The sequence below is a fragment of the Streptomyces sp. NBC_00631 genome, assembly GCF_045206895.1.
Classification (GTDB): Bacteria; Actinomycetota; Actinomycetes; order Streptomycetales; family Streptomycetaceae; genus Streptomyces.
Map to the genome: position 1 here is coordinate 1153636 of NZ_CP107734.1, position 25331 is coordinate 1178966.

The following is a 25331-nucleotide window of genomic DNA, read 5'->3' on the forward strand; positions in this document are numbered from 1 at the left end:
CGTACGAACTCCTGGTCTGCGGGGCTCAGTCGAGCGAGACGACGACGGACTTGACCTTGGTGTAGGAGGTGAGGGACTCGGGGCCGTACTCGCGGCCGAAGCCGGAGGCCTTGACGCCGCCGAAGGGGACGGCGGGGTCGAGCATCGCCCAGTCGTTGACCCAGACGATGCCGGCCTGGAGGCGGGCGGCGACACGGTGGGCGCGGGCCAGGTTGCCGGTCTGGATGCCCGAGGCGAGGCCGTAGGGCGTGGAGTTGGCGAGGGCGACGGCCTCGTCCTCGGAGTCGAAGGGCTGCACGGTCAGGACGGGACCGAAGATCTCGTCCTGGATCACCCGGGAGTCGTTGGGCAGGTCGGCGATGACGGTCGGCCGGTAGTAGTAGCCGCCGTTCAGGTCGAGGCGTTCACCGCCGCAGACGATACGGCCGCCGTCCTTGCGGGCGAGTTCGACGTACTCCTCGACCTTGCGCAGGTGCTTCTCCCCCGCCATCGGGCCGACCACGGTGGCCACATCGCGCGGGTCGCCGACCGGGACGCCCGGGACGGCTTCGGCGAGGATGCCGAGCAGGGTGGCGTAGACCGGGCGGGCGACCAGGAGACGGGGGCCGCCCATGCAGAACTGGCCGGTGTTGAAGACGAACGCCTTGATGACCGCGCCGACGGCCTTCTCCAGGTCGGCGTCCTCGAAGACCAGGTGGGCCGCGTTGCCGCCGAGTTCCATGGTGACCGGCTTGAGTGCCTCCCCGGCCGTGCTCGCGACGTGCCGGCCGATGGCGGTGGAGCCGGTGAAGGCGACCTTGTCGACGCCCGGGTGGCGCAGCAGGGCTTCGCCCGCGACGGGTCCGGTGCCGGTGACGACGTTGACGACACCGTCGGGTACGCCGGCCTTCTGGAAGAGGCGGGCCATGTAGAGGGCGCTGAGCGGGGTCTCGTCGGCGGGCTTGTGGACGACCGTGTTGCCGGCGGCGAGAGCTGGGCCGATCTTCGAACCGGCCAGGATCAGCGGGAAGTTGAAGGGGGTGATGGCCGCGACGACACCGAGGGGTTCGCGGCGGGTGTAGGCGAGGGCGTTGAGCGGGACGTCGCGGACGGCGCCGTCCAGGGAGTGGGCGAGGGCCGCGAAGTGCTCGTAGTCGTTGGCCGCGTTGGTGACGTCGACGGCTCCGGCGAGCGTGATGGGCTTACCGACGTCCAGGCTCTCCAGGGCGGCGATGTCCTCGGCGTTCTCCCGGATCAGCTCGGCGACGCGGTGCAGCACGCGGCCGCGCTCCCGGCCGCTGAGTCCCGACCACTCCCCCGCGTCGAAGGCCGCGCGGGCGGCGCGTACGGCGTCGTCGACGTCGGCGGCGCCGGCCTCCGCGACGGTGGTGATCACCTGGCCGGTGGCCGGGTCGGTCACCTCCGTCCGGGCCCCGTCGGCGGCCTCCCGCCACTGTCCGCCGATGAACAGCTGCCCCGGGCCGGTCTCGAAGGTGGTCGTCATTGCCCACTCCCAGCGTTGATCGCTTAGCCTTCAACAAACAGGATTCCTGTTGGTCCGCAGTCTCATTACAGACAGGATTCCTGTCAATGGTCTAGGGTGAACACATGGTCGGTACAAAGACACGCCCCTCACTGCTGTACATGGTCAAGCAGGTGGAGCTGGTGGTGCGCTCACACCTCGACGAGCTGGTGAAGCCCGCCGGGATCACCGCGCTGCAGTACACGGCCCTGACCGTCCTGGAACGCCATGACGGCCTCTCGGCGGCCCAGCTGGCGCGGGACTCGTTCGTCACCGCCCAGTCGATGGCCGACCTCGTACGCTCCCTGGAGACACGTGGGCTGATCCGGCGCGAGCGCAATCCGCGCAACCGGCGCGAGCTGCTGATCCTGCTGACCGACGCCGGGCGCGAACTGCTCGCCGGGGTCGCCGGGCCGGTGCGGGAGCTGGAGGAGCGGATGGTCCGCGAGCTCACCGCACACCAGGAGGAGCAGTTCCGCCAGGCGCTGAGCAAGGCGTGGCACGCACTCTCCTAGGCAAGCAGCGCTCTCACGTGCCCGTTCCCCGACTGTCGCGCACGCCACAGAAAATGGCGAGCCGAAGCGGCAGACATATGTCAATCGAACATGCTCAAATTCCCTCCATCGAGGGTAACTTGCAGTGCGGGGAACGTAATTGAACCGGCAGGGGTGGGAGGTGAGGTCGTCGTGCGCCAGGAACCCCGGCAGGATCCCGCGCCGCTCTCCCGGCACCTGCGCATCCACCAGGACCGCGGCCACACGGTGCTGGAGCTGCGGGGTGAGATCGACATCGCGGCGGCGACGGAGATCGCGCCCTACCTGGACCGGGTGACCGGCCAGGAGAGCGCCCGGGTGGTGATCGACCTCCTGCCCGTCGAGTTCTTCGACTGCTCGGGCCTGCGGCTGCTGTACCGGGCGCGCGGCCGGGTGCTGGAGCGCGGCGGACAGCTCCAGCTGGTCTGCGCGCACCCGCTGACCCTGCGGGTGCTGAAGGTGACCGGGCTGTCGCGGCTGCTGCCGCCCCAGGCGACGCTGGAGGCGGCCCTGGGCCAGCCCGAGTCCACGTCCGGCACCTTATGACACCGTTGCCACCCTGGTTGCTCGCGGAACTCCTGCTTCGGGACCCCTACTTCAGGATCTTCGTCACCTGACCGGCGCCGACGGTCCGGCCGCCCTCGCGGATCGCGAACTTCAGGCCCTCCTCCATCGCGACCGGCTGGATCAGCTGGACGTGCATGGTGGTGTTGTCGCCCGGCATCACCATCTCGGTGCCCGGGGGCAGGGTGACGACTCCCGTCACGTCGGTGGTGCGGAAGTAGAACTGGGGACGGTAGTTCTCGAAGAACGGGGTGTGTCGGCCGCCTTCGTCCCTGGAGAGGATGTACGCCCGCGCCTCGAACTCCGTGTGCGGGGTGACCGACGCGGGCTTGATGACGACCTGGCCGCGCTCGACGTCGTCCCGCCTCACCCCGCGCAGCAGCAGGCCGACGTTCTCCCCGGCCCGGCCCTCGTCGAGCAGTTTGCGGAACATCTCGACACCGGTGACCGTGGTCCGCGTCTTCTGCGGGTGGATGCCGATGATCTCGACCTCGCTGTTGACCCGCAGCACACCGCGCTCGATCCGGCCGGTGACGACGGTCCCCCGCCCGGTGATGGTGAAGACGTCCTCGATCGGCATCAGGAACGGGCGGTCCACGTCCCGCACCGGTTCGGGCACGAACTCGTCGACGGCGTCGAGGAGTTCGAGCAGTGCCGCGGTCCACTGGGGGTCGCCCGCCAGGGCCCTGAGCGCGGAGACCCTGACCACCGGGACGTCGTCGCCGGGGAACTCGTACTCGGTGAGCAGCTCGCGCACCTCCAGCTCCACCAGTTCCAGGATCTCCTCGTCGTCGACCATGTCGGTCTTGTTGAGCGCGACGACGATGTACGGCACCCCCACCTGGCGGGCCAGCAGCACGTGTTCCTTGGTCTGCGGCATCGGCCCGTCGGTGGCGGCGACCACCAGGATCGCCCCGTCCATCTGGGCGGCCCCGGTGATCATGTTCTTGATGTAGTCGGCGTGACCGGGACAGTCGACGTGCGCGTAGTGCCGGCGCTCGGTCTGGTACTCGACGTGCGCGATGGAGATGGTGATGCCCCGCTGCCGCTCCTCGGGCGCCTTGTCGATCTGGTCGAACGGCGTGAAGGGGTTGAGCGCGGGGAACTTGTCGTGCAGCACCTTGGTGATGGCCGCGGTGAGTGTTGTCTTGCCGTGGTCGATGTGCCCGATGGTGCCGATGTTCACATGGGGTTTCGTCCGCTCGAACCTGGCCTTCGCCACTGGGGGCCTCCTGATCGCGTCGGTGCCGCCGAGCGCGGGTCAGCGCTGCAACTCCTCCTTCCTGTCTAGAGGTTGCGCGGCTCGTCGAACAGGGCGCTCACGGACTCACCGTTGTGAATACGGCGTACGGCCTCCGCCAGCGCCGGTGCGATGGACAGGATCCGCAGCTTGTCGGTGTGCTCCTCGACGGGCACCGGCACCGTGTTGGTGCAGACGATCTCCAGCACATCGGGCTGCTCACTGAGCCGCTTGAGCGCCCCGGCCGCGAACAGCCCGTGCGTGCAGGCTATCCGGATGGACCGTGGCGGACCCAACTCCCGGATTTTCTCAAGGAGTTCGATGACGGTGCTGCCCTTGGCGATCTCGTCGTCGAGCACGATGACGTCCCGGTCGGCCACCTCGCCGATCACCGAACTGATGGTGACCCGGTCGTCCGGATACCGCTGCTTGGCGCCGGCCGCCACCTGGGCGCCGATCAACCGGGCGAAGGCTGCGGCCTCCTTGGCGTTGCCGAGGTCGGGCGAGACGACGGTGGTGCGGGAGAGGTCGTACCGCCTGAAGTGCGCCGCCAGTTCACGCAGCGCGTGCAGATGGTCGACGGGCACCGAGAAGAAGCCGTGCACCTGCGGGGCGTGCAGGGTCATGGCGAGGACCCGGCTCGCACCTGCGGCCACCAGCAGGTCGGCGACGAGCCGGCCGCCGAGCGAGATGCGCGGGGCGTCCTTCTTGTCGGAGCGGGCGTAGGAGTAGTGCGGCATCACGACGGTGATCCGGCCGGCGGAGGCGCCGCGGGCCGCGTCACACATCAGCAGCAGCTCCACCAGGTGCTCCTGCACCGGCCGGACCAGGGGCTGGATCAGGAAGACGTCCCGCTCCCGGCAGTTGGCCTGGAGCTGTACCTCCAGGCAGTCGTTGGCGAACCGGCTGACCCGGGTCGGGCTGAGCGGCACCCCGAGGTGCGCGCAGACCTCCTCGGCCAGCTCGGGATGGGCGCTGCCGCTGAAGACGGCGATGTCTCGCACGATCCGCTCCTCGCATGATCAATACGGGCTACGGGCTCATGCTACGGACCGTGCCGCGCTCACCACGGCACCGGTGTGCCGTCCCAGGAGAAGAACCCGCCGGTGGGGCCGTCGTCGGGCAGCAGCGCCAGCCGTACGGCCCCCCGCGCGCCCTCGGCCGGATCGCCGCCCCCGGCCACCGCACCCGGCACCAGGTCGGTGGCCCGCCGCCCCGGGGCGAGGGCGTTCACCTTGATCCCGTCGCCGGCCAGCTCCTGGGCGTACAGGACGGTCAGCGCGTTCAGCGCGGCCTTGGAGGTGCGGTAGGCGGCGGACCTGGGGACGCCCTCGGCGAACTGCGGGTTGGGACACGTGCTCCAGGTGAGGGACGCGGTGCCGCTGGAGACGTTCACGATGCGCGGGTGGGCGGAGCGGCGCAGGGCGGGCAGGAAGGCGTTGGTGACCGCGGCGACGCCGAAGACGTTGGTCTCGTAGGTCTGCCGGAAGCCGTCGACGCCGGTCTCGGCAGGAGTGCCGGTCACCGGCTGGACCCCGGCGTTGTTGACCAGGACGTCGAGGCGGTTCACGCGGGCGGCCGCGCGCTCGATGCTGCCGGGGTCGGTGACGTCCAGCACGAGGAGCCGCGCGTCGCCGCCGATCTCCGCCACGGCCCGCTCGCCGCGCTCGGCGGACCGGGAACCGACATGGACGAGGAAACCCTCCTCGGCCAGCAGCCTGGCGACATGAAACCCGATGCCCTTGTTGGCACCGGTGACGAGTGCTGTGCGATCGTTCATGACAGCCACGGTCCCGCGGCCGCGTCCGCCCTGCCAGGGACCACCTGTACCAGGCGGACGAGGAGGCGACGGCATGGCGAGGCAGGAACTGGCCCGCTTCCTGCGCGAGCGCCGGGCAGGGCTGCGCCCGCAGACGGTGGGCCTGCCGCCGGGCACCGACCGTCGCACCCCCGGGCTGCGCCGCGAGGAGGTCGCCGAGCTGGCCCATATCTCCGTCGACTACTACATCCGCCTGGAGCAGGCCCGCGGCCCCCGCCCCTCCCCGCGCGTCCTGGATGCCCTGGCCGGGGCGCTGCGGCTGGCCCCCGCGGAGCGCAGCCACCTCTTCCGGCTGGCCGGCTCGGCCGCGCCCCCGCCCGGCACCCTGGCGGTCCGGCAGGTGCGCCCCCACGTGGTCCGGATGCTGGAACGGCTCCCCGACACCGCGGCGATCGTCACCGACGCGGCCTACGGCCTGGTGGCCTGGAACCCGCTGGCCCAGCTGCTGCTCGGCGGCGACCTGGGAGGCGGTACGACCAACCTGGCACGCCGGCGCTTCCTCGGCCAGGGGCGGATGCATGAGAGCTCCAGCGCCGAGGAGTTCGGGCACATCGTGGTGGCCCGGCTGCGGCGGGCCGCCGAGCGCTATCCGCACGACACGCACATCACCTCGCTGCTGGGCGAGTTGCGCGCGGGGAGCGAGGAGTTCCGGCGGATCTGGACCAGCCATCCGGTGCACGCCCCGGGCCATCGCACCAAGGTCCTCGACCATCCGGAACTGGGCCGGCTGCGCCTGAACTGCGACGTCCTGCTGGTGCCGGAGGACGACCAGGAGGTCGTCCTCGTCACCGCGGACCCGGGTTCGGCGTCGGCCCGCCGGATCGCGGAGCTGGCCGCACGGTCCTGACCGGCCGTCCGGGCGATCCGGTGGCAGGTTGCCGCCGGGCGCGTCACGCCGCCGCGTGTATCAGTCCTGCCTCAGCTGTCCCAATCGGCCAACAACACGGTCTGGCAGGCCCTCTGGCGGGCATGCGTGTCGTTGGAAAGGAGGACCGTCACATGGCGAGTTCCACCAAGGAGAGCAAGGCGAGCTCCACGCAGGACGCTCCCGTCACGGCCCGGCCCCGGCGCATGCCCGGCTGGGCGAAACTGGTCACCGCGTTGGTGCTGGTGCTCGTGGTGCTGTTCGCCGGGATCAAACTGGCGGTGCTGCCCGGGATCAAGGACCTGTTCGGCACGGAGACCCGCGACAACACCGGCCCGGCTCTGCTCAAGTCCATCCAGGACATGAGCCGTTACGACGCGGCCTCCGGCAACTTCCAGGTCGTCGTGGACCTGGAGAAGGACGCCAAGTACCTGCCCAGCGCGATCCGCGGCACCCGCACCCTGTACGTCGGGGCGGGCACCGTCGACGCCTACGTCGACCTCGGCCGGATCGCCCAGAAGGACGTGACGGTCAACGGCGACCGCACCGAGGCCACCATCCGGCTGCCGCACGCGCAGCTCGGCAAGGCGACACTGGACCCCGACCACTCCTACGCCGTGTCCAAGCAGCGCGGCCTGCTCGACCGGCTCGGTGACCTGTTCTCCGACAACCCCGACAGCGAGCAGGCGGTGCAGAAGCTGGCCGTGAAGCACATCGACTCCGCGGCCAAGGACAGCGGGCTGACCACCCGGGCCGAGACCAACACCACCGACATGCTGGAGGGGCTGCTGCACTCCCTCGGCTTCACGGAGGTGCATGTGTCCTACGGGACGGTGTGACCGTGCCTCCGGCGCCGTCGGCTCAGCCGCCCAGCACCCCCGGCAGGGCCAACGCGCCGAGCGCGGCCGCGCCGACCAGCAGCCAGGCCACGTAGTCCCCGATGTGCCCGGACTGCAGCCGGCGCAGCGGCAGCGCCCAGTTCGGGGCGGTCAGCAGGCCGGGGCGGACGATCGCTGCGGCGGCGAGGCCCACGGCGAGGAGGGTGGAGAGCAGGCCCAGCAGGATCCCGGCCGCCGTCCAGTGGACGGCGGCCGGGATCCTGCCCGTTCCGGCCGCGGCGACGGCACGGGACAGCACCTCGGGGAAGCCGGGGGCGACACCGACGGCAAGGGCGCCGGCCAGCAGGACCGCGGGTACGAGGATCATGGTGGCCGGGATCCGGTCCAGCCTGCCCTCCGTCTCGGGCTCCTCGCCGGTCCCGGTGGTCTCGTAGGCGGCGCCCTTGGGCGGCGGGGCGCCGAGGCCGAGGAAGACCCGGGCGGCGACCCGCAGCACCGCGCCCGCCGTCACCGCCGACGCGAGGACGAACAGCACCGTGAGCGGTCCGCCCACCGCCTCCTCGGAGACCGCCTTGCCGATCCCGGTGCCGAACGGCGGCAGGCCGGCCAGGGCCAGCCCTCCGACGCCGAACAGGACACCCACCGTGCGCAGGTCACGGCCCCGCCCGTGCAGCGCGCGTTCGTCGACGTTGCCGTAACGGTCCAGGAGGATGCCCGTGCAGGCGAACAGAGCGGCCTTCACCCCCGCGTGCCCGAGGATGTAGAGCGCGGCCCCGTCGTCGCCCTCCGGGGTGAGGACGCCCAGGGTGACGAGGAACAGCCCGGTGTGGGCGATGGTGGAGTTGGCCAGCAGCCGTTTGATGTGCCGCTGGTGCCAGCACATGACCGCGCCGACCACGGCCGTGAGCACGCCCAGGACGACCAGGGCCCGCTCCAGGTCGGCCGCCGGAATCCCGCCGGGTCCTGCGAAGATCGTGCCGTACACCCGCCACACCCCGTACGCGCCGAGTTCGACCATGACCCCGGAGAGCAGCATGCACACCGGGGTGGGGGCGACGGCGTGGGCGTCGGGGAGCCAGAGGTGGAAGGGGGCGGCGGCGGCCTTGACCAGCAGCGCGGTGAGCACCAGCACGAACGCGGCGAGGACCAGCGCGTCGGGGCGGCCGTGCGCGTCCAGACCACGGCCGATCTTCGACATGGCCAGTTCGCCGGTGCGGGCGTACAGCAGTCCGATGCCCATCAGCATCGCGTACGCGCCGAAGGAGTTGACCACGCCGAAGGTCAGCGCGCCCTGCACCGCCTTGGCCTCGTCGATGCGGTAGCCGGTCAGCGCGTAGGCGACCACGCTCATCAGCTCGAAGAACACGAACATGTTGAACAGGTCGCCGGCGATCGCGAACCCGCACATGCCGGCCTGGAAGGCCAGCATCAGCGCCGGGTAGGAGCCGGCGTGGCCGCGTGGCGGCTCCTCGAAGTAGTGCCAGGAGTACACCAGGGCGGCGAGCGTCAGCAGGGAGGCGAGCGCGGCCATGCCGAGGGACGGTCCGTCGCCGATCACCACGATCCCGACGCTCTCCCCGTGGACCGGTCGCCAGCCGCCCACCCACTCGGTCATCGGGGGCGAGGAGTTCAGCAGCAGGAACAGGGCGAGGGCGCAGGTACCCGCGCAGACCGCGCAGGCGAAGCTCTCGGCGACGACCCTGGGCAGCCGGCGGCCCGCGGCCACCAGCAGGGTGGCGCCGAGCAGGGGGCCGGCCGCGAGCAGCGGAAGCAGGTGGTGCATCAGCCGCGCAGCTCCGTCAGTTCGTCGGGGTCGACCGTGCCGTGCCGCTTGGCGATCTGGAGCACGAGTGCGAGCAGCAGCGCGGTGACGGTCGCACCGACGACCACATCGGTGAGGGCGAGGGCCTGCACGACCGGGTCGACCAGCGGCCGGCTGCCCGGCTTGAGGTCGGAGAAGACGGGTGCGGTGCCGCCGTCGCGATAGCCGACAGCGAGCAGCAGGACGTACGTCGAGGACTGCACGACGGCCAGGCAGCCGACGGCGTGGATCAGGTTCCGGCTGGTGGCCAGGCCGTAACAACCCGTCAGGAAGATCCAGACGGCGACCAGATAGGGGAAGACGTGCATCACGGAGTGCATCACTGCGGGCTCAACTCCCGTTCTCGTCCTCGATCTCGACGGCCTGGTCGAGGAAGCGGGCGAGCAGCACCACGACCGCGCTCGCCACCTCCATGCCGATGGCCGCGTTCAGCAGGGGGACCGTGCCGCCGGACGACAGCGTGTTGAAGGTGCCGTACGGCAGGAGGGTGTTGGCGAGGAAGGCGGTGCCGGTCAGCACCCCGGCGAGCCCCAGGACCAGGTAGGAGCAGGCCGCGAGGGAGTCGGTGACCTCGAAGACGCCGATGGGGCGGACGCGTTCCAGGGCGCCGTAGTCGGCGCCCAGGTACATCAGGTGCAGCGCGGTCGCGGCGACGACCCCGCCCTGGAAGCCGCCGCCGGGGCTGAGCTGGCCGTGCGCGATGACGTACAGGCCGGTGACCAGGGCGACGGGCAGCACCAGCAGGGCGTACCGGCGGACCGGCAGGGCCACTTCGGTGGGCTTCGGGCGATCCCGGTGTTCGTCCCGGTTCTGGCGCAGCAGGACCACACAGCCGAGGACGGCGGCGAAGAGGATGCTCATCTCGCCGAGGGTGTCGTAGGCGCGCTGGTCGAAGTTGACGGAGGAGATGACGTTGGCGGTGCGCCGGGCGAGGGAGGCACGGACGGCCCGGTCACCGTAGGGGTGGCGGGTGCCGCCGAAGCCGGGCAGGTCGAAGCAGGCGGCGACCAGCAGCGCCGCCAGGCCCGCCCCGCCGATCGCCAGCACCCAGAGCCTGAAGGAGCGGCTCACTTCTCGCCTTCCTTCCCGCGCCGTCGCACCTTCCGCACCGACAGCATGATCAGCAGGGGAGTCAGCGCCGAGCCGACGGCGAGCTGGGAGAGGCCGACGTCGGGGGCCTGGAGCACGGTGAAGACGACGCCGAGGAACAGGCCGAGCAGGGACAGCACCAGGGCCTGGCGGGCCGGGTCCCGGGTCGCCACGGCCGCGGTCGCCGCTCCCGCGGTGAGCAGCAGTGCCACGACGATCACCGCGTCAGCCACCGCGCACCCCCCGGAAGCCGCCGGACAGGGCCCGTGAGGCGACCACGTTCCCGCCGATCAGCAGCGCCCCGATCACCAGGAGTTTCACCATCGCCCGGCCCGGCCCGGTCGCCACGCACAGGGCGACCACGACGGCCACGTCCACGCCGACCGTCGTCCACGTCAGACCCCAGGCGGCGGCCCGGTCGTCCGTCAGGTCGCCGGCGAGCAGCCGGGCGAAGACCAGGGTGCCGACCGGGCCCAGTACGGCCAGCAGCAGGCCGAGATCGACGTAGGACGTACGGCCGTAGCCCTGGGCGAGCAGCAGCAGGCTCGCGCAGACCGCCGAGGTGGAGAGGTTCTGGGCGACCACACGCCGGCTCAGCGGGCCGGTGGCCACGCCCCACAGGGCCGTGCCCGCGCCCCCGGCCAGCAGCACGGTCGCCGCGAGGATCCAGCCGTTCACCGCCAGCTCACCGCCCGCCGGCCGGCCCGCGCCACCAGCGCACCGATCGCCGCCACGCTCGCGCCGACGATCCGCTCCAGGGTGTCGACGCTGCTGATGAACACCAGCCACAGCAGGGCGAGAACGGCCCACCACGCCAGCAGTTCGGCCGCGGCGACGAGCGCCGTACGCCTGCTCATACGCCGCCTCCTCGGTCACCGAGCGGCGCGATGTCCGATTCGCCGCTTCTTCGCCGCTTGTGCATCCAAGCATCGCGACCGTCGCCGGGAGCGGCGGCACGCGGAACGCACCCGGAGTGCCCAGGGAGCGCACCCGGAAACCAGCGGTCTGCTCCGGCCGACCTCCGGGCCACGGCATCGCCCGGCGTTTCGGGGGTAACTGGCTCATCACGCCGCAAGGTTGGAGAGTGGAGGACTCAATGGCCAGCGCCGCCTCGCGCCTGCGCATCACCAAAGGCGAGACCACCGAGGAGACGAAGAAGGACGGGGACACCGGCACGAGGGCGAGGCTGTTCAGCAGGGCCGCGCGCGTCGTCGGCGTCCGCGGCGACCAGCCGGGCGCCGTCACGAAGGGGGAAGGCTCCACCGGGCCGACGGGCACCGGGAAGAAGGGCTTCATCGGCAGGTTGCGCGGCTCCGGCGCAGCGGGCGGCACCGCCCGACCGGGCGGCACGGCTGAACCGGCGGATGCCGGGAAGAACAGCTTCATCGGCAGGTTGCGCGGCTCCGGCGCGGCAGGCGGCGCGGCCAAGCCGGGCGGGTCCGCCGGGAAGAGCGACACCGGCGGAAAGGGCGCCGCAGGCAAGGCGGGTACGTCCGCCGCCAGGACCGCCACCGAGCGGCGCCCGCTCCCCCTCCCGCTGCGGCTGCTGGCCATGGCCTGTGCCTTCGCCGCGATGGTGGCCTTCGCCGTCGTACTGGCCGATCTGACCCTGGATCCGTCCCCGGCGTCCGTGTCGATCGCCCACACGAACCTGCATCCCGGCGCCACCCTCAAGATCTATCTGGACCAGCCCGTGTTCCGTGACGCCGTGAAGCAGATCGGCGGGAACATCCTGCTCGGCGTCCCGTTCGGGATCCTCGTGCCGGTCCTCGCGCCCCGCGCCCGGGGCGTCCTGCGGGTGCTGCTGCTCACCGCGATCGTGATGCTGCTGGTGGAGATGGCGCAGGGCGCACTGGTCACCGGCCGGGCCTTCGACGTGGACGACGTCATCCTCAACACGACGGGGGCACTGGTCGGTTGGCTGCTGCTGGGCCGGCGGCTCGGCCGGGCGGTGCACGCCCGCAAGCGCAAGGCCTGACCCGGCGGGGCGGCCCTCGGGGGAGGCCGTCCGATCGCTCGAATACCGGTCTGTACCAAGGTATTGACGCAGACTTATCTCACTCCTTAAATCAAGAGGCGACGCCTTCACCCCCCACCCCGGCCGGCTGCCTCCCCGCGCCCGGCCGCCGTACGGAAGGAAGAGCCGTGGCCTCCCCACGATTGCTCCGCAGATGTCTGTTCGCAGCGCTCTCCGCGGCGCTGGTCGCGACCGCCGCCGTCGGACCCGCGCGAGCCGCGTCCGCGTCAGCCGACGCGAGCGCGGCCGCCGTGACCTTCTCCGACACCTTCGACGGGGCGGCCGGTTCGCCGGTCGACTCCTCGAAATGGACGATGGAGACCGGCGACAACGTCAACAACCACGAAAGGGAGTACTACACCTCGGGCACCGGCAACGCCGCCCTGGACGGCCAGGGGCACCTGGTCATCACGGCCAGGAAGGAGAACCCCGCCAACTACCAGTGCTGGTACGGCACCTGCCAGTACACCTCGGCCCGGCTGAACACCTCCGGGAAGTTCAGCGCCCAGTACGGGCACGTCGAGGCCCGTATGAAGATCCCGCGCGGGCAGGGCATGTGGCCGGCGTTCTGGATGCTCGGCACCGACATCGGGTCGGTAGGCTGGCCGAACTCCGGCGAGATCGACGTGATGGAGAACGTCGGCTTCGAGCCGTCGACCGTGCACGGCACCATCCACGGACCCGGCTACTCCGGCTCCAACGGGATAGGCGCCGCCTACTCACTGCCGAACGGCCAGGCCTTCGCGGACGCCTTCCACACGTTCGCCGTCGACTGGGCGCCCGACTCTGTCAAGTGGTCGGTCGACGGCGTCGTCTACGAGACCCGCACGCCCGCCGACGTGGGCGGCAACACCTGGGCGTTCAACAAGCCGTTCTTCCTGATCCTCAACCTGGCGGTCGGCGGTTACTGGCCGGGAGACCCCGACGGCTCCACGGCCTTCCCGGCCCAGCTGGTGGTGGACTCGGTGTCGGTGACGACCGGTGGCAGTGCGACCGGGGTCGCGATCAGGGGTCTGGCAGGCAAGTGCGTGGACGTGGCCGGGGCGAACTCCGCCAACGGCACGCCGGTGCAGCTCTACGACTGCAACGGCACCGCCGCCCAGCAGTGGACGGTCGGCAGCGACGGCACCGTCCGCGCGCTCGGCAAGTGCCTGGACGTCACCGGCGGCGGAACGGCGGACGGCACGACGGTCCAGCTCTACGACTGCAACGGCACCGCCGCCCAGCAGTGGGCCGTCTCGGCGGCGCACGACATCGTGAACCCACAGGCGAACAAGTGCCTGGACGTCACCGGCGACAACTCGGCCAACGGCACCCGGCTGCAGATCTGGACCTGCTCGGGCGGCGCCAACCAGAAGTGGACGGTCGGCTGAGAACAGTGCTCGCGCTAGCGGCGCGAGGGGCGGGGCCTCCAGGTGAACTTGTCCCCGCCCACCCAGCAGACCACGGCCGGGTCGTCCAGGTCGTGGACCTTGATGCCGTGGGACGCGGCGACCTCCAGCACGTCCGTGATCGCGCGCGCCTGGCAGACCACCTCACCGTCGATCTCCACGATGCGGAAGGGCGGGGCGCCGGGCTTGCCGGTCATGACCCCGAGCACCAGGATCCGCGGCTGGGAGATGAACGGGCTCGCTATCTCGGTCATGCAATCGAGGGTAGATCTCCCCGGGCGGAAGTGACCGGCCTGAGTCACCCTGACGGTGGAGGTGGCCATGGACCCCGTCGAGGCGCTGGAACGCATCGCCTTCCTGCTGGAACGGTCGCTGGCACCCACGTACCGGGTGCGTGCCTTCCGCACCGCCGCCCGGGTCCTGGCGGCCCTGCCCGCGGACGAGGTGGCCGCGCGGGCACGGGCCGGAACGCTGGAGTCGCTGCGGGGCGTGGGCCCGAAGACGGCCCAGGTGGTCCACGAGTCGCTGGCCGGAGATTTGCCCGGATATTTGCGCCGGCTTGAGGAAGAGACGGGCAAACCCGCGACCGGCCCCGGGTCCGGGCTGCGCGAGCTGCTGCGCGGGGACTGCCATCTGCACTCGGACTGGTCCGACGGCGGCAGCCCGATCGAGGAGATGGGCCGCACCGCGGCCGCCCTCGGGCACGACTGGGCGGTGCTCACCGACCACTCCCCCAGGCTCACCGTGGCGCGCGGGCTGTCCCCGGAGCGGCTGCGCGAGCAGCTGGAGGTGGTGGCGGGGCTCAACGCCTCCTGGGCGCCGTTCCGGCTGCTCACCGGCATCGAGTGCGACATCCTTGAGGACGGCTCGCTGGACCAGGAGCCGGAGCTGCTGGAGCGGCTCGACGTGGTCGTCGTCTCGGTCCACTCCAAGCTGCGCATGGACGCCCGCACGATGACCCGGCGCATGGTGACCGCGGTCCGCGATCCGCACGCCGACGTCCTCGGCCACTGCACGGGCCGCCTGGTCACCGGGCGGGGCCGGCCGGAGTCCGAGTTCGACGCGGACGAGGTGTTCGCCGCCTGCGCCGGCTCCGGTACGGCCGTGGAGATCAACAGCCGCCCGGAGCGGCTCGACCCGCCCCGCCGGCTGCTGCGCCGGGCCGTGGACGCCGGAGTGCTGTTCTCGGTGGACACCGACGCCCACGCCCCCGGCCAGCTGGACTGGCAGATCCTGGGCTGCGCCCGGGCCGAGGAGTGCGCGGTGCCCGCCGACCGGGTGGTCACCACGTGGTCCGCCGAGGAGCTGCTGGCCTGGACCCGGGAGGGACGGCTCCCGGCGCGCGTGACCGGCGCCTGACGCGGTACCCGGTCACCCGGGGCCGTACGACAGGAAGGGGCACCGAACGATGGACCGGGCGGCCGTGTTCGACGTCGACGGGACACTCGTCGACACCAACCACCTGCACGTCACGACCTGGTGGGAGGCCTTCCGGCAGGCCGGTCACCAGGTCACCATGCACGCCGTGCACCACTCCGTCGGGCTCGGGTCCGACGACCTGATCGCTCACCTTCTGGGCGAGGACCGCGACAAGAGCCGGGACGGCGAGCTCAGCGCCGCGCACACCGCGTTGTACGGACAGTACTTCGACCGGCTCGCGCCGCTGCCGGGCGCCGGCGAGCTGCTGCGCCGCCTGCACCGGGACGGCTGGCGGGTGGTGCTGGCCACCTCGGCGAGCGGCCCCGAGCTGGCCGCGCTGCGCCGTGCGATCGACGCCGACGACGCCATCGCCGCCACCGCGAGCGCAGACGACGTGGCGCAGGGCAAACCGGCCCCGGAGCCGGTCGAACACGCCCTGGAGCTGGCGGGGGTGCCGGCGGACCGGGCGGTGTTCGTCGGGGACACGGTGTGGGACATGCAGGCGGGTACCAAGGCCGGGGTGCGCTGTGTGGGCGTGCTGTGCGGCGGGATCCCGCGCTCGGACCTGGTGGCGGCCGGCGCCGAGCAGATCTACGCCGACCCCTCCGACCTGCTCGACTCCCTGGCGGACACCCCCTTCGCCTCGTGACGCGCATCACGCGCAGGGCCGGAACAGCCAGGAGTGCTTGTCCGTTGAACCAGCCGTGGGTGCGGATGGGACAGTGTCCCCGGGCCTCACCTTTTGCCCACAGGGACGATCGTTCGGCTGAAGCCCTGTGGAGCCTTTCGCCGAGAGGCGACCGCCATCCGTGCCCACCACCTGGCTGCCCCGGCCGCGAATCCCCCGTCGCGACCGGGGCTTTCCCCTGTCCAGGGCCGTTCGGGACGGGGCACAGGACGGTCGGAACGCCCGCTTGACTTCGAGAGCACTCCAATTCGTAGCGTTCAGGTCATGAGCACTACGACACCTCAGCACAAGATCGGTTCCGGTTTCGGCGCGGAGAGCACGGCGGGCGACGTCCTGACCGGCGTCGACCTCGACGGCCGGCTCGCGATCGTGACCGGCGGCTACTCCGGGATCGGCCTGGAGACCACCAGGGCCCTCACCCGGGCCGGCGCCCACGTCGTCGTCCCCGCGCGGCGCACCGAGACCGCCCGTGAGGCGCTGGCAGGCCTCGACCGGGTCGAGGTGGACGAGCTGGACCTCGGTGACCTGGAGAGCGTGCGCGGCTTCGCCGAGCGGTTCCTGGCCACCGGCCGGACCGTCGACTTCATGATCGACAGCGCGGGGATCATGGCCTGCCCGGAGACCCGGGTCGGCCCCGGCTGGGAGGCCCAGTTCGCCACCAACCACCTCGGCCACTTCGCCCTCGTCAACCGGCTCTGGCCGGCCGTCGAGCCCGGCGGCGCCCGCGTCGTGTCGGTCTCCTCGCGCGCCCACCACTTCTCCGGGATGCGCTGGGACGACGTCCAGTGGCAGCACGGCTACGACAAGTGGCAGGCGTACGGCCAGGCCAAGACGGCGAACGTGCTGTTCGCCGTTCATCTCGACCGACTCGGCCGGGACGCGGGCGTACGGGCCTTCGCCCTGCACCCCGGCGGCATCATGACCCCGCTGCAGCGGCACATCCCCCGCGAGGAGAAGATCGAGCGCGGCTGGATGGACGAGCAGGGGAACATGCTGGAGGTCGCGGGCCTCAAGACGCCCGAGCAGGGTGCGGCCACCCAGACCTGGGCGGCCACCTCCGCACAGCTGGCGGACATGGGCGGGGTGTACCTGGAGGACTGCGACATCGCCGAGCCCGCCGTGGAGGGCGAGCCGACCGGCGTGAAGTCCTGGGCGGTCGACCCGGAACAGGCGGCCCGGCTGTGGGACCTGTCGGCGGAGCTGACCGGCGTGAACGCGTTCGCCTGAGGCGCCCGGTGTGCCGGCCCCGGCAGCCGGGTACCCGGGGCGGAACCGCCGGCGAGAGGAGCCGAAGGTGAACAGCTCAGCGTCCCGCAAGGTCGTGGTCACGGGAGCCACCGGAAACATCGGCACGAGTGTGCTGCGCGCGCTGGCCGAGGACCCAGCAGTCGGAGCGATCCGGGGGCTGGCCCGGCGGGTGCCCGACGAGACACCGCCGAAGACGCAGTGGTCGCAGGTCGACATCGGTTCCGAGCAGGCGCCGCTGGCCGAACTGTTCGCGGGCGCCGACGCGGTGATCCATCTCGCCTGGGCGTTCCAGCCGACGCGTGATCCGGCGCGGACCTGGAGCACCAACGTGCTCGGCGGCATCCGGGTGTTGGAGGCGGTGGCGGCGGCCGGGGTGCCGGTGCTGGTGCACACCTCGTCCGTCGGTGCGTACGCGCCGGGTCCCAAGGACCGGGCGGTGGACGAGTCCTGGCCCACACACGGCTGGCCGGACGCCGCCTACTGCCGGGAGAAGGCCTACCTGGAGCGGACGCTGGACGTCTTCGAGCGCGACCACCCGGAGGTGCGGGTGGTGCGGATGCGGCCGGCCTTCCTGTTCAAGCGGGAGTCGGCGAGCGAGCAGCGCCGGATCTTCGGCGGACGGCTGCTGCCCGGGCCGCTCGCCCGGCCCGAGCTGCTGCACTTCCTGCCGGACGTGCCCGGCCTGCGGGTGCAGGCGCTGCACACCGACGACGCGGCCGAGGCCTTCCGGCTGGCGCTGGGCGCCGACGTGCGGGGGGCCTTCAACCTGGCCGCCGATCCCCCGCTGGACGCGGGCGTGCTGGGTGAGCTGTTCGGCGCGCGTCCGGTCCGGATGCCGCGCTCGGCGGCCCGGTCGGCGATCGCCGCCGCGTGGGGACTGCACCTGCTGCCGGCCTCCCCGCACCTCTTCGACGCGGTGCTGCGGCTGCCCCTGATGGACTGCTCCCGGGCCCACGAGGAACTGGGCTGGCGACCGCGCCGCACCTCGACCGAGGTGCTCCAGGAGTTCCTCGCGGGCATGCGAGAGGGCGCCGGAGCACCGACCGAGCCCATGCAGGGCCGCAAGGCCGGCTGAGTTCGGCGCTCGCGCGGGTTCCTCCCGTCGCTCAGGCCGACGGCTCGTCGGGCACCGGGTTCTCGGGGTGCACCGATCCCGAGCTCGGGGCGCCGCGGGGGCCCGAGCCGGCCTCGTCGGTGTCGGGGAGGCCGCCGTCGTCGCGGTCCTCCTGCGGCGGCCGGTGCTCCGCCGCCTCCCACGGGTCCTGGCCGGACCCGGCCTGCTGGTCCGGCAGGTCCCGGGGTACCGGCCTGCCGTCCTGCTTGTCGCCCACGGCGTACTCCCCTCGCCTCGTTCCGAGGTCTCCTTCCGGGCGCCAGGCGAGTACCTCGGCGGCACCGGGCGAAACGCGGGGTCAGCGTGGGCTGCGCTCCTCCAGGGCCGTGCGCCAGGCGGGGAGCCGGTCCTCGGTCGCCGGTTCCGCGCGGCGGCCGCCGCGGCCGAAGAAGTCGGCGAGGGGCAGGATCGCGGCCCCGACGGTGACCGCGTCCGGGCCGAGCCGGCCGAGGTCGATGGTGACCCGCTCGGCGGGGTGGCGCAGCGCGTACGTGGTCGCGTACCGGCGTACGGCGGGCAGGAAGCGGGCGCCGAGCTGGAGTCCGGCCCAGCCGCCGATCAGGATCCGTTCGGGCTGGAAGAGGTTGATCAGGTCCGAGAGGCCGGCGCCCAGGTACTCGGCGGTCTCCTCCAGGACGGCGAGCGCCACGGGATCGGCGTCGGTGCCCTCGGGCGGGTAGGCGGCGGCGAGCATCGCGGTGAGCGCCGACTCCTCGTCGAGACCCTCGGCCGGCCGGCCGCCCTCCTCACGCCAGCGGGCGAGCAGCGACTCGGCACCGGCGTACGCCTCCAGGCAGCCGAGCGCGCCGCACCGGCAGCGGCGGCCCCGCACCCGTACCGTCAGGTGTCCCCACTCGACGGCCCGGCCGTGCTCCACCTCGGCGGTGACCAGGCAGGCGCCGACGCCGGAGCCGAACAGGACCACGACCGCGTTGTCCGCGCCACGCCCGGCGCCGAACCACATCTCGGCCTGGCCCAGGGTCTTGGCGCCGTTGTCGATGAAGTACCGCACGGATTCCGGCAGTCGGCAGCCGGTGCGGAGCAGGTCCTCCAGCGGGACGGCGTCCCAGCCGATGGTCTGCCCGTGCACGACGGCACCGCGGTCCGCGGTGTGCTCGATGATGCCGGGGACGCCGACGCCGACGCCGAGGAGCAGCTCGGGCGAGGCGCCCTCGGTGGCGAGGACCTCGTCGATGCCGTCCCGGATGTGGCCGACGATCACCTCGACGTCGTAGCCCTGCTGCTCCAACGGGCGCTCGACGCGGGCCAGTTCGGTGAGGTTGAGGTCGAACAGCTCGACCCGGACCCGGGTCTCGCCGACGTCCACGCCGATCATGTGCCCGCTGTGCGGGGCGACGCGCAGCAGGGTGCGGGGGCGGCCGCCGTCGGAGTCGACGCTGCCGGCCTCCTCGACCAGGCCGTCGGTGACCAGGTCGGCCACCACGTTGCTCACCGAACCGGAGCTCAGGCCCGTGGCCGGGCCCAGCTCGAAGCGGCTGAGGGGGCCGTCGAAATAGAGCCGCTGCAGCACGGCCGTGCGGTTGGCCCTCCTGAGGTCGCGTACCGTGCGCCCGTTCCGCCCCGCCATGTGGCTCCCTTCACGAACCCTGCCCGACCTGCAACATACTCCTTCGGGGAGCCGGAAGCGATATTTCCCCAACCCTTAGTTCACGTTGTGAGCTAAGGAGGGGATCGTGCCGGGTCGCGCCGCGGGAGGCCGCGTGGTTCGCGGGCGGCCGGATCGTCGCGGTTGCTCGCACAGTTCCCCGCACCCCTTTCGGGGCGCCGAAGGCGAGGGGCGTCCACCAGGAAGCCGAGTACCCATCCTCCACGCAACGGCCCGGCGTAGGCGAGGAGTTCAGTCATTCTTCGGCGTTTTCGCCGGGGGCGCCCTGGCCGATCACCGGCGCCGCGGCTACGGGCTGCGCGGTGCTTCGGGAGACGCTCCGTGATCCGCTCTGGTCAGCAAGGCACTAGCGCGCGCGAGTGATCCGTGGACAATACGTTCGACGTGACACGCGAGCGGGAACAGGCCAAGGGATGCAACACGTACGGAAGTGGACCGAGGGACTGTCGCTGCTGCTGCGGCGGCATCGGGACCCGGTGGTCGTCCAGACGCTGCGGTCGGCCACCGCGGCCACGATCGCCTACGTCGTCGCGCTCCACCTGAGTCCGGAACCGGCTCCGCTCACCGCGCCACTGACCGCGCTGCTGGTCGTCCAGGTGACCCTGTACGCGACTCTGACCAACGGTTTCCGCCGGGTCAACGCGGTGGTGGCCGGGGTGCTGGTAGCCATCGCCTTCAGCCAGCTGGTGGGGCTGACCTGGTGGAGCCTGGCCCTGCTGATCGTGGCCTCGCTGGCGGTGGGGCATCTGGTGCGCGTCGACGAGTACATCCCCGAGGTGGCGATCAGCGCCATGCTGGTGCTCGGGGTCACCACCATCAGCAGCACCGCGTGGGCGCGGATCGTGGAGACCCTGATCGGCGCGGTCGTCGGCATGGGCTGCAACCTTCTGCTCCCGCCCCCGGTGTGGGTGGACGAGGCCGGCGAGTCCATCGAGGGCCTCGCCCGCCGGCTGCGGCAGCTGATGCTGCGGATGGGCGAGGAGGCGGCGGAGATCATGCCCTGGCAGCAGGCGGCCGCACGGCTGCACGAGGCCCGCCGCCTGGACCACGCCATCGTCGAGGTGGACGCGGCGCTGCGGCAGGCGGAGGACAGCCTGCGGCTCAATCCGCGGGTCAAGGAGGGCCTGCTGCACCGGGTGGTGCTGCGCACCGGCCTGGACACACTGGAGATCTGCACGGTCGTGCTGCGCGTGCTGGCCCGGACCTTCACCGACCTCGCCAAGGCCCGCGAACCCGAACCGCTGTTCGCATCGGACGCGGGCGCGGCCGTGGAGCAGCTGCTGTCCCAGATCGCCGACGCCGTGGTGAGTTTCGCGGTTCTGGTGACCACCAGCATCAGCGAGAACGCCGAGTCGGCCGAGGCGCGGCTCACCGCCGAGCTGCACACCGCGCGCGGCACCCGTGACAAGCTCGCCGACCTGCTCCAGGAGGAGATCCACCGTGACGACCGGAACTGGCAGCTGCTCGGCGCCGTCCTGACCGAGGTCAACCGGCTCCTCGACGAGCTGGACACCGAGTACCGCACCCGCCGCCTGCTGGAGGAGCTGGACCGGGTCTCCGGCGAGCAGCGCGCCAAGCGGCCGCGGCTGACCTGGCTGCGGGAGCGGGTGGGCGTACCGGAGCGGCTGCGGCGGAACCAGAGCGGCGGTGCGGGGCGTTCTCCGTCACAGACGGGGAAGGGGGCACGCCGATGACGGACACGGCGGTACGGATCGACGGGAACACGCTGCGGCTGCCGGGCGGGGTGGCGGTGCGCTTCGTGCGCACCCTGAGACTGCCGGAGACGGGCACCCATCCACTGCCGCCGGGACTCGGCGAGTTCCCGGTCCGGCGGGTGGGCGACTACCCGGACACGGTTCCGGCCGAATGGCGGGCGCGGGGCGGGGTGATGCTGCCGGTGTACCTGCGCGAGGCGATGTGGCTGAGCTTCGCGGGCACGGCGCGGCCGGCGGCTCTCCAGGTCGGCGTGGGCAAGGTGTGCGCGGTGTCCGGCAAGCCGTGGAGCGACCGGCTGTCGCAGCGGCCGCAGAACTATCTGGCACTCCCCCGGCAGCCGTGGCTGGACGGCATCAACTCCGGGAAGGGCACGGTCCGCCAGTTCGTGGCGGTGCCGCTCGGTCTGGGGGCGACGGTCGAGGCGCAGGTCACCGGCGAGGAGGTGTGGGGCGGGGTGCAGCTCCAGTCCTTCCCGCTGTCCGGGGAGGCGCTCGCCGAGTACCGCCGTCAGGAGCGGCTGCGGCGGGAGCGGCTGGGCCGGGAGCGGATGCGCAGCACCCGGTCGGCCGGCGCCTTCGGTGGGGCACCGCCCTTGGCGGCGGCCGCACCGGGAGCGGCTCCGGCGGCCCCGGGGCGGAGGTCCGCCCCGGCGGCGATGGGGCTGGGTGTCGGCGGCTCGATGCGCCAGGAGGTGTACCTGGACGAGCGTCCGCTGCGGGACTGGGCCGAGTCCCCGGCCGGACGGGTCTTCGTACACCTGGTCACACCTCCGCAGTGGCGCCGCATCACGGGTGAGGCGCCCCCGCCGTCACCGGTGGACCGGGCGGCCTACACCCGCGCGGGGCTGCCCTGGTACGACTACTACGACGAGGACGCCCGGGATCTCGCCCCCACCGACACCCTGGAGGCGGTCAAGCCGGTCGGCGACTGGCTCGGCGACGACCTGGAAACCTGGCAGCAGCCGGCCCCGGGGCAGGTGGTCCCCCTCAAGGACGCGCCCGGCGAGCCCGTGACGGACGGCGACTGGTAAACGTCGTTGCACCACACGCAACGGGCGTTGCCTTTCTTGCGTCGACCCCAGGGTCCACGTCAGGGTGTGTCAGGTCCGGGGTGACTCACGACTGAGGTGCGTGGCATGGGCAGTGGTACGCAAGGGACGCGCGGCGGCTGGAGCAGGCGCCGGTTCGTCGGCGCGGTGGCGGGCACGGCGGCGGTGGTCGCGGTCCCGGCACCGGCGGCACCGCCCACGGAGCGGCCACGCCGGGCGGCGGGCCCGGCGGCAGGCGCCCCGGCGAAGACACCGGCGGCGCCCCGCCCGCTCTTCCTCGGCACGTACACCTCCGTGGCCGGCGGCGGCACCGGCATCGGCCTCGCCGAGTACGACCCGGCTACCGGCCGGATCACCGGCACCGGCACGCTGACGGGGGTCGCCGACCCGTCGTACCTGGCCGTCCACCCGGACGGCCGCACGCTGTACGCGGTGAACGAGCGGGCGGACGGGAGCGTGACCGCCGTACGCCTGGCGGACCGGAAGATCCTGGGCGGCCGGAGCACGGGCGGGGCGGGCCCGTGTCACCTCTCGGTCCATCCCACCGGCCGGTGGCTGCTGAGCGCCGACTACACCTCGGGCAGCGTGGCCGTGCACCCGATCGACGCCTCGGGCGCCCTCGGCGAGCGCACCGACCTGGTCACGCACTCCAGCCCGGCCCCCGGTCCCGGCCAACAGGGCCCGCACGCCCACCAGTTCATCACCAGCCCGGACGGCGGCCACGTCCTCGCCGTGGACCTGGGCACCGACACGGTCTACAGCTACCGACTCGACCCCGCGCGCGGCACGCTCACCGAGGTCGCCCAGGCGCACACGAAGCCGGGGGCGGGCCCGCGCCATCTGACCTTCCATCCGGGCGGCCGGTACGCGTACCTGGCCGACGAGGTGGGCGACACGGTCACGGTCTGCGGCTACGACCCGGCCGACGGCCGTCTGACGATCGGCGAGCCGCAGTCCACCGGCAGCGCCGCCGGCACCACCAACTACCCGGCCCAGTTCCTGGTCACCGCGGACGGCGCCTTCGCCTACCTGGCCAACCGGGGCGACAACACGCTCGCGCGGTACGCCATCGAGGCCGCCGGGGCCCGGTTGCGGCTGCTGGACACGGTGCCGGCGCACGGGGACTTCCCGCGGCAGATCGCCTTCTCCCCCGACGGCCGGCTGCTGTTCGCGGCCAACCAGCGGTCCGGCACCGTGAGCGTCTTCACCGTCGACCCGTCGAGCGGTGAACTCCGGCTCGCCGGCGAGCCGTTCGCGTCACCGGTCGCCGTCTGCGCGCTGCCGCTGTAGCGTCCGCGGGCAGGAGGCGGCCGCGCTCGCCTGGGCCAGCAGGACGTGTATGCGCTCGGTGAGCTGGGCGACGTCGTCGGCGGGCGCGTGGAAGGTGAGCCGTACGTCGCGGTGGGCGCGGGTGCGTTCGATGCGCAGGGTCAGCCCGTGCCGGTCGACGGCGAGGGGCTGGACGCGGGTCGCGGCGTGCAGGCTCTCGGGCTCGACGAGCCGGGTGAGCCGCTCGACGGCGTCCGGGTGGGCGTCGGCGAGATGGGTCAGCAGTCCGGCCTCGGCGCCGGCCAGCGGGTCCGGGCCGGCGGCGGCGAACTCGTCGAGGTCGACGACCACCGCGCCGGAGGGCCGGCGCAGCACCACGCGAGTGGGCCGGAAGACGAGGTACCCGTCACCGGGGGTGAACCAGCCGGCCATCCAGAGCCGGGCCCGGATCCGGCCGCGCACCGGGACGGGCGCGACGTCGGCGAACTCCAGCACCGCGGACGGCTCGCCGCGCGGGGCGCAGATCGCGGCCGCGAACAGGGCGCTGTCCTCGGGCACGTGCAGCAGCACCCGGCCGTCGTCGGCGACGGCGTGCGCGCCGACGTACTCCTCGCGTCCGCCGTCCGTGGTCACCAAGCACGACCACGCGACGGCCAGCAGGGACCGGGCCTGCTCCGCCGCCCCGGGTCCGGCCGCCCACGCTGCCTGTCCGTCACCCATCCCGAATCTCCTTAGGTAAGCCTAACTTAACCTATCGAAGTTCCGGGAGTACGCCAAGCACGGCGGGCCCTTCGCACGTCAAGAGGGGCTGCGGAAAGGACCGGCAGGCTCAGGAGATGACACCCAGCAGGGCCCGCGCACACAGATCCCGCACCTGTTCCCGCGTCAGTTCCTCGGTGCGCAGCCACTCCAGGCAGACGTGCGTGGTGAAGGCGAGCCAGCCGCGCACCGCGAGGCGGGTGTCCGGGCGCCGGTCGAGAGCCGGCCCGAACTCGGGATCGGCGGCCAGGGCGGCGAGGATCTGGCGCTCCTGGGCCGCCTGCGCCTGCCGGTAGACGCGGCGAACGGCCTGGTCACCGGAGGCCTCGGCGCGATGGAACGCCCGGAAGCCGTGCGCGTGGGTGTGGACGTAGTCGAGGTAGATGTCCAGGCTCGCCGTGAGCTGCTCACGGGCCGGCACACCGGGCTCGGCCGCCGTCATCCGCAGCATCCGCTCGCTCTCCCGCGCCACGACCGCCGCGAAGAAATCACGCTTCGTCGGAAAATAGTGGTACAGCAGGCCCCGGGAGACGCCGGCGATCTCGGCGACCTGCTCGATCCACACGTCGTCGTAGGGGCTTTCGGAGAAGAGCCTGGCCCCGACCGAGAGGAGCTGCTCACGGCGTTCCGCGGTACTGAGCCTGCGGCGGGTGCGCCCACTCGGATTCGCGGCCATACCCGCACCTTACTTGACGTGGGTTCAGCAACGGGACGAGACTGAAACCGCTTATTGAACCCATGTACAACTAGCTCACGTGCCGCA

The 25331-nt window shown here is 72.3% G+C and carries 28 protein-coding genes; 13 read left to right on the forward strand and 15 right to left on the reverse strand.

Annotation, left to right across the window (positions count from 1 at the left end; all coding sequences use genetic code 11):
* Positions 1–25 precede the first annotated feature (25 nt).
* Complete coding sequence (locus OHB00_RS05410) at positions 26–1483, reverse strand: aldehyde dehydrogenase family protein (protein ID WP_406431764.1); 1458 nt, start codon at positions 1481–1483, stop codon at positions 26–28.
* 104 nt (positions 1484–1587) lie between these two features.
* Here OHB00_RS05410 and OHB00_RS05415 point away from each other — a divergent pair, with 104 nt between their 5' ends.
* Together OHB00_RS05415 and OHB00_RS05420 are read left to right on the forward strand one after the other, a co-directional pair.
* Entirely contained in the window at positions 1588–2016 is a 429-nt protein-coding gene (locus OHB00_RS05415; protein WP_351486588.1) for a MarR family transcriptional regulator, read from the forward strand.
* Positions 2017–2187: 171 nt separating this feature from the next.
* A complete protein-coding gene (locus tag OHB00_RS05420; RefSeq protein WP_406431767.1) occupies positions 2188–2580 on the forward strand; it encodes an anti-sigma factor antagonist in 393 nt (130 codons plus the stop codon).
* A 46-nt stretch (positions 2581–2626) separates the two neighbouring features.
* Here the strand turns inward: OHB00_RS05420 and tuf are convergent, their stop codons facing one another.
* The 3 genes from tuf to OHB00_RS05435 form a co-directional block, all read right to left on the reverse strand.
* A complete protein-coding gene (gene tuf / locus OHB00_RS05425) occupies positions 2627–3820 on the reverse strand; it encodes an elongation factor Tu (protein WP_406431769.1) in 1194 nt (397 codons plus the stop codon).
* 65 nt (positions 3821–3885) lie between these two features.
* Complete coding sequence (locus OHB00_RS05430) at positions 3886–4842, reverse strand: ribose-phosphate diphosphokinase (RefSeq protein ID WP_406431771.1); 957 nt, start codon at positions 4840–4842, stop codon at positions 3886–3888.
* 59 nt (positions 4843–4901) lie between these two features.
* Positions 4902–5618 (reverse strand): SDR family oxidoreductase, encoded by a 717-nt coding sequence (locus OHB00_RS05435; RefSeq protein WP_406431773.1) that lies wholly within the window; start codon positions 5616–5618, stop codon positions 4902–4904.
* A gap of 73 nt (positions 5619–5691) precedes the next feature.
* Here OHB00_RS05435 and OHB00_RS05440 point away from each other — a divergent pair, with 73 nt between their 5' ends.
* Together OHB00_RS05440 and OHB00_RS05445 are read left to right on the forward strand one after the other, a co-directional pair.
* Positions 5692–6504 carry a helix-turn-helix transcriptional regulator gene (locus tag OHB00_RS05440; protein ID WP_406431775.1) on the forward strand — a complete coding sequence of 271 codons (813 nt, stop codon included), beginning with the start codon at positions 5692–5694 and terminating at the stop codon, positions 6502–6504.
* Between the two features lie 224 nt (positions 6505–6728).
* Positions 6729–7361, forward strand: a complete 633-nt coding sequence (locus OHB00_RS05445) for a DUF4230 domain-containing protein (protein WP_406445622.1) — start codon at positions 6729–6731, stop codon at positions 7359–7361.
* Between the two features lie 22 nt (positions 7362–7383).
* Here the strand turns inward: OHB00_RS05445 and OHB00_RS05450 are convergent, their stop codons facing one another.
* The 6 genes from OHB00_RS05450 to OHB00_RS05475 are packed head-to-tail and all read right to left on the reverse strand — an operon-like array spanning position 7384 to position 11129.
* Positions 7384–9144, reverse strand: coding sequence for a complex I subunit 5 family protein (locus tag OHB00_RS05450; protein ID WP_406431777.1), 1761 nt, complete (start codon positions 9142–9144; stop codon positions 7384–7386).
* Complete coding sequence (locus tag OHB00_RS05455) at positions 9144–9491, reverse strand: sodium:proton antiporter (protein ID WP_132892608.1); 348 nt, start codon at positions 9489–9491, stop codon at positions 9144–9146. The genes OHB00_RS05450 and OHB00_RS05455 overlap by 1 nt, the downstream gene beginning before the upstream one ends.
* Before the next feature lie 22 nt (positions 9492–9513).
* Positions 9514–10254, reverse strand: coding sequence for an MnhB domain-containing protein (locus tag OHB00_RS05460; RefSeq protein WP_406431779.1), 741 nt, complete (start codon positions 10252–10254; stop codon positions 9514–9516).
* Positions 10251–10505 carry a Na(+)/H(+) antiporter subunit B gene (locus OHB00_RS05465; protein WP_406431781.1) on the reverse strand — a complete coding sequence of 85 codons (255 nt, stop codon included), beginning with the start codon at positions 10503–10505 and terminating at the stop codon, positions 10251–10253. Before OHB00_RS05465 ends, OHB00_RS05460 begins: the two co-directional genes overlap by 4 nt.
* On the reverse strand, positions 10498–10950 hold the full coding sequence (locus OHB00_RS05470; RefSeq protein ID WP_406431783.1) for a monovalent cation/H+ antiporter complex subunit F: 453 nt from the start codon (positions 10948–10950) through the stop codon (positions 10498–10500). Before OHB00_RS05470 ends, OHB00_RS05465 begins: the two co-directional genes overlap by 8 nt.
* Complete coding sequence (locus OHB00_RS05475; RefSeq protein WP_406431785.1) at positions 10947–11129, reverse strand: hypothetical protein; 183 nt, start codon at positions 11127–11129, stop codon at positions 10947–10949. The genes OHB00_RS05470 and OHB00_RS05475 overlap by 4 nt, the downstream gene beginning before the upstream one ends.
* Positions 11130–11368: 239 nt before the next feature.
* Between OHB00_RS05475 and OHB00_RS05480 the strand changes: the two genes are divergently transcribed.
* Both OHB00_RS05480 and OHB00_RS05485 read left to right on the forward strand, forming a co-directional pair.
* Complete coding sequence (locus OHB00_RS05480; RefSeq protein WP_406431787.1) at positions 11369–12250, forward strand: VanZ family protein; 882 nt, start codon at positions 11369–11371, stop codon at positions 12248–12250.
* 167 nt (positions 12251–12417) lie between these two features.
* Positions 12418–13662 (forward strand): RICIN domain-containing protein, encoded by a 1245-nt coding sequence (locus OHB00_RS05485; protein WP_406431789.1) that lies wholly within the window; start codon positions 12418–12420, stop codon positions 13660–13662.
* Positions 13663–13676: 14 nt separating this feature from the next.
* Here the strand turns inward: OHB00_RS05485 and OHB00_RS05490 are convergent, their stop codons facing one another.
* Positions 13677–13934, reverse strand: coding sequence for a hypothetical protein (locus OHB00_RS05490; protein WP_406431791.1), 258 nt, complete (start codon positions 13932–13934; stop codon positions 13677–13679).
* A gap of 67 nt (positions 13935–14001) precedes the next feature.
* Between OHB00_RS05490 and OHB00_RS05495 the strand changes: the two genes are divergently transcribed.
* From OHB00_RS05495 to OHB00_RS05510, 4 genes are all read left to right on the forward strand, one after another.
* Complete coding sequence (locus OHB00_RS05495) at positions 14002–15039, forward strand: PHP domain-containing protein (protein WP_406431793.1); 1038 nt, start codon at positions 14002–14004, stop codon at positions 15037–15039.
* Between the two features lie 49 nt (positions 15040–15088).
* A complete protein-coding gene (locus tag OHB00_RS05500; RefSeq protein ID WP_406431795.1) occupies positions 15089–15748 on the forward strand; it encodes an HAD family hydrolase in 660 nt (219 codons plus the stop codon).
* A gap of 303 nt (positions 15749–16051) precedes the next feature.
* A complete protein-coding gene (locus OHB00_RS05505; RefSeq protein WP_406431797.1) occupies positions 16052–17014 on the forward strand; it encodes an SDR family NAD(P)-dependent oxidoreductase in 963 nt (320 codons plus the stop codon).
* Between the two features lie 67 nt (positions 17015–17081).
* Positions 17082–18110: an SDR family oxidoreductase gene (locus OHB00_RS05510; protein ID WP_406431799.1), complete on the forward strand. Its 1029-nt coding sequence runs from the start codon at positions 17082–17084 to the stop codon at positions 18108–18110.
* Positions 18111–18141: 31 nt separating this feature from the next.
* Here the strand turns inward: OHB00_RS05510 and OHB00_RS05515 are convergent, their stop codons facing one another.
* Positions 18142–18366 carry a hypothetical protein gene (locus OHB00_RS05515; protein WP_406431801.1) on the reverse strand — a complete coding sequence of 75 codons (225 nt, stop codon included), beginning with the start codon at positions 18364–18366 and terminating at the stop codon, positions 18142–18144.
* A gap of 81 nt (positions 18367–18447) precedes the next feature.
* Entirely contained in the window at positions 18448–19737 is a 1290-nt protein-coding gene (locus tag OHB00_RS05520) for an ROK family protein (RefSeq protein WP_406431803.1), read from the reverse strand.
* A gap of 452 nt (positions 19738–20189) precedes the next feature.
* On the opposite strand from OHB00_RS05520, the gene OHB00_RS05525 reads away from it, so the two are divergent.
* The 3 genes from OHB00_RS05525 to OHB00_RS05535 all read left to right on the forward strand — a co-directional run bounded on the left by OHB00_RS05525 (position 20190) and on the right by OHB00_RS05535 (position 23830).
* Entirely contained in the window at positions 20190–21470 is a 1281-nt protein-coding gene (locus OHB00_RS05525) for an FUSC family protein (protein WP_406431805.1), read from the forward strand.
* Positions 21467–22522: a hypothetical protein gene (locus OHB00_RS05530; protein ID WP_406431807.1), complete on the forward strand. Its 1056-nt coding sequence runs from the start codon at positions 21467–21469 to the stop codon at positions 22520–22522. The genes OHB00_RS05525 and OHB00_RS05530 overlap by 4 nt, the downstream gene beginning before the upstream one ends.
* 105 nt (positions 22523–22627) lie before the next feature.
* On the forward strand, positions 22628–23830 hold the full coding sequence (locus OHB00_RS05535; protein ID WP_406431809.1) for a lactonase family protein: 1203 nt from the start codon (positions 22628–22630) through the stop codon (positions 23828–23830).
* On the opposite strand, the gene OHB00_RS05540 is transcribed toward OHB00_RS05535, so the two are convergent.
* Together OHB00_RS05540 and OHB00_RS05545 are read right to left on the reverse strand one after the other, a co-directional pair.
* Positions 23798–24529: a DUF2470 domain-containing protein gene (locus tag OHB00_RS05540; protein WP_406431811.1), complete on the reverse strand. Its 732-nt coding sequence runs from the start codon at positions 24527–24529 to the stop codon at positions 23798–23800. The genes OHB00_RS05535 and OHB00_RS05540 overlap by 33 nt on opposite strands.
* 109 nt (positions 24530–24638) lie before the next feature.
* On the reverse strand, positions 24639–25244 hold the full coding sequence (locus OHB00_RS05545) for a TetR/AcrR family transcriptional regulator (protein WP_406431813.1): 606 nt from the start codon (positions 25242–25244) through the stop codon (positions 24639–24641).
* Between the last annotated feature and the right edge of the window lie 87 nt (positions 25245–25331).

Bases quoted from the DNA above. Each gene is read 5' to 3' on its own strand.
- OHB00_RS05530 (WP_406431807.1), top strand. From the start codon at position 21,467: ATGACGGACACGGCGGTACGGATCGACGGGAACACGCTGCGGCTGCCG.
- OHB00_RS05495 (WP_406431793.1), top strand. From the start codon at position 14,002: ATGGACCCCGTCGAGGCGCTGGAACGCATCGCCTTCCTGCTGGAACGG.
- OHB00_RS05525 (WP_406431805.1), top strand. From the start codon at position 20,190: ATGCAACACGTACGGAAGTGGACCGAGGGACTGTCGCTGCTGCTGCGG.
- OHB00_RS05410 (WP_406431764.1), bottom strand. From the start codon at position 1,483: ATGACGACCACCTTCGAGACCGGCCCGGGGCAGCTGTTCATCGGCGGA.
- OHB00_RS05435 (WP_406431773.1), bottom strand. From the start codon at position 5,618: ATGAACGATCGCACAGCACTCGTCACCGGTGCCAACAAGGGCATCGGG.
- OHB00_RS05490 (WP_406431791.1), bottom strand. From the start codon at position 13,934: ATGACCGAGATAGCGAGCCCGTTCATCTCCCAGCCGCGGATCCTGGTG.
- OHB00_RS05505 (WP_406431797.1), top strand. From the start codon at position 16,052: ATGAGCACTACGACACCTCAGCACAAGATCGGTTCCGGTTTCGGCGCG.
- OHB00_RS05545 (WP_406431813.1), bottom strand. From the start codon at position 25,244: ATGGCCGCGAATCCGAGTGGGCGCACCCGCCGCAGGCTCAGTACCGCG.
- OHB00_RS05540 (WP_406431811.1), bottom strand. From the start codon at position 24,529: ATGGGTGACGGACAGGCAGCGTGGGCGGCCGGACCCGGGGCGGCGGAG.
- OHB00_RS05455 (WP_132892608.1), bottom strand. From the start codon at position 9,491: ATGCACGTCTTCCCCTATCTGGTCGCCGTCTGGATCTTCCTGACGGGT.
- OHB00_RS05500 (WP_406431795.1), top strand. From the start codon at position 15,089: ATGGACCGGGCGGCCGTGTTCGACGTCGACGGGACACTCGTCGACACC.
- OHB00_RS05535 (WP_406431809.1), top strand. From the start codon at position 22,628: ATGGGCAGTGGTACGCAAGGGACGCGCGGCGGCTGGAGCAGGCGCCGG.
- OHB00_RS05445 (WP_406445622.1), top strand. From the start codon at position 6,729: ATGCCCGGCTGGGCGAAACTGGTCACCGCGTTGGTGCTGGTGCTCGTG.
- OHB00_RS05520 (WP_406431803.1), bottom strand. From the start codon at position 19,737: ATGGCGGGGCGGAACGGGCGCACGGTACGCGACCTCAGGAGGGCCAAC.
- OHB00_RS05415 (WP_351486588.1), top strand. From the start codon at position 1,588: ATGGTCGGTACAAAGACACGCCCCTCACTGCTGTACATGGTCAAGCAG.
- OHB00_RS05440 (WP_406431775.1), top strand. From the start codon at position 5,692: ATGGCGAGGCAGGAACTGGCCCGCTTCCTGCGCGAGCGCCGGGCAGGG.
- OHB00_RS05450 (WP_406431777.1), bottom strand. From the start codon at position 9,144: ATGCACCACCTGCTTCCGCTGCTCGCGGCCGGCCCCCTGCTCGGCGCC.
- OHB00_RS05475 (WP_406431785.1), bottom strand. From the start codon at position 11,129: ATGAGCAGGCGTACGGCGCTCGTCGCCGCGGCCGAACTGCTGGCGTGG.
- OHB00_RS05480 (WP_406431787.1), top strand. From the start codon at position 11,369: ATGGCCAGCGCCGCCTCGCGCCTGCGCATCACCAAAGGCGAGACCACC.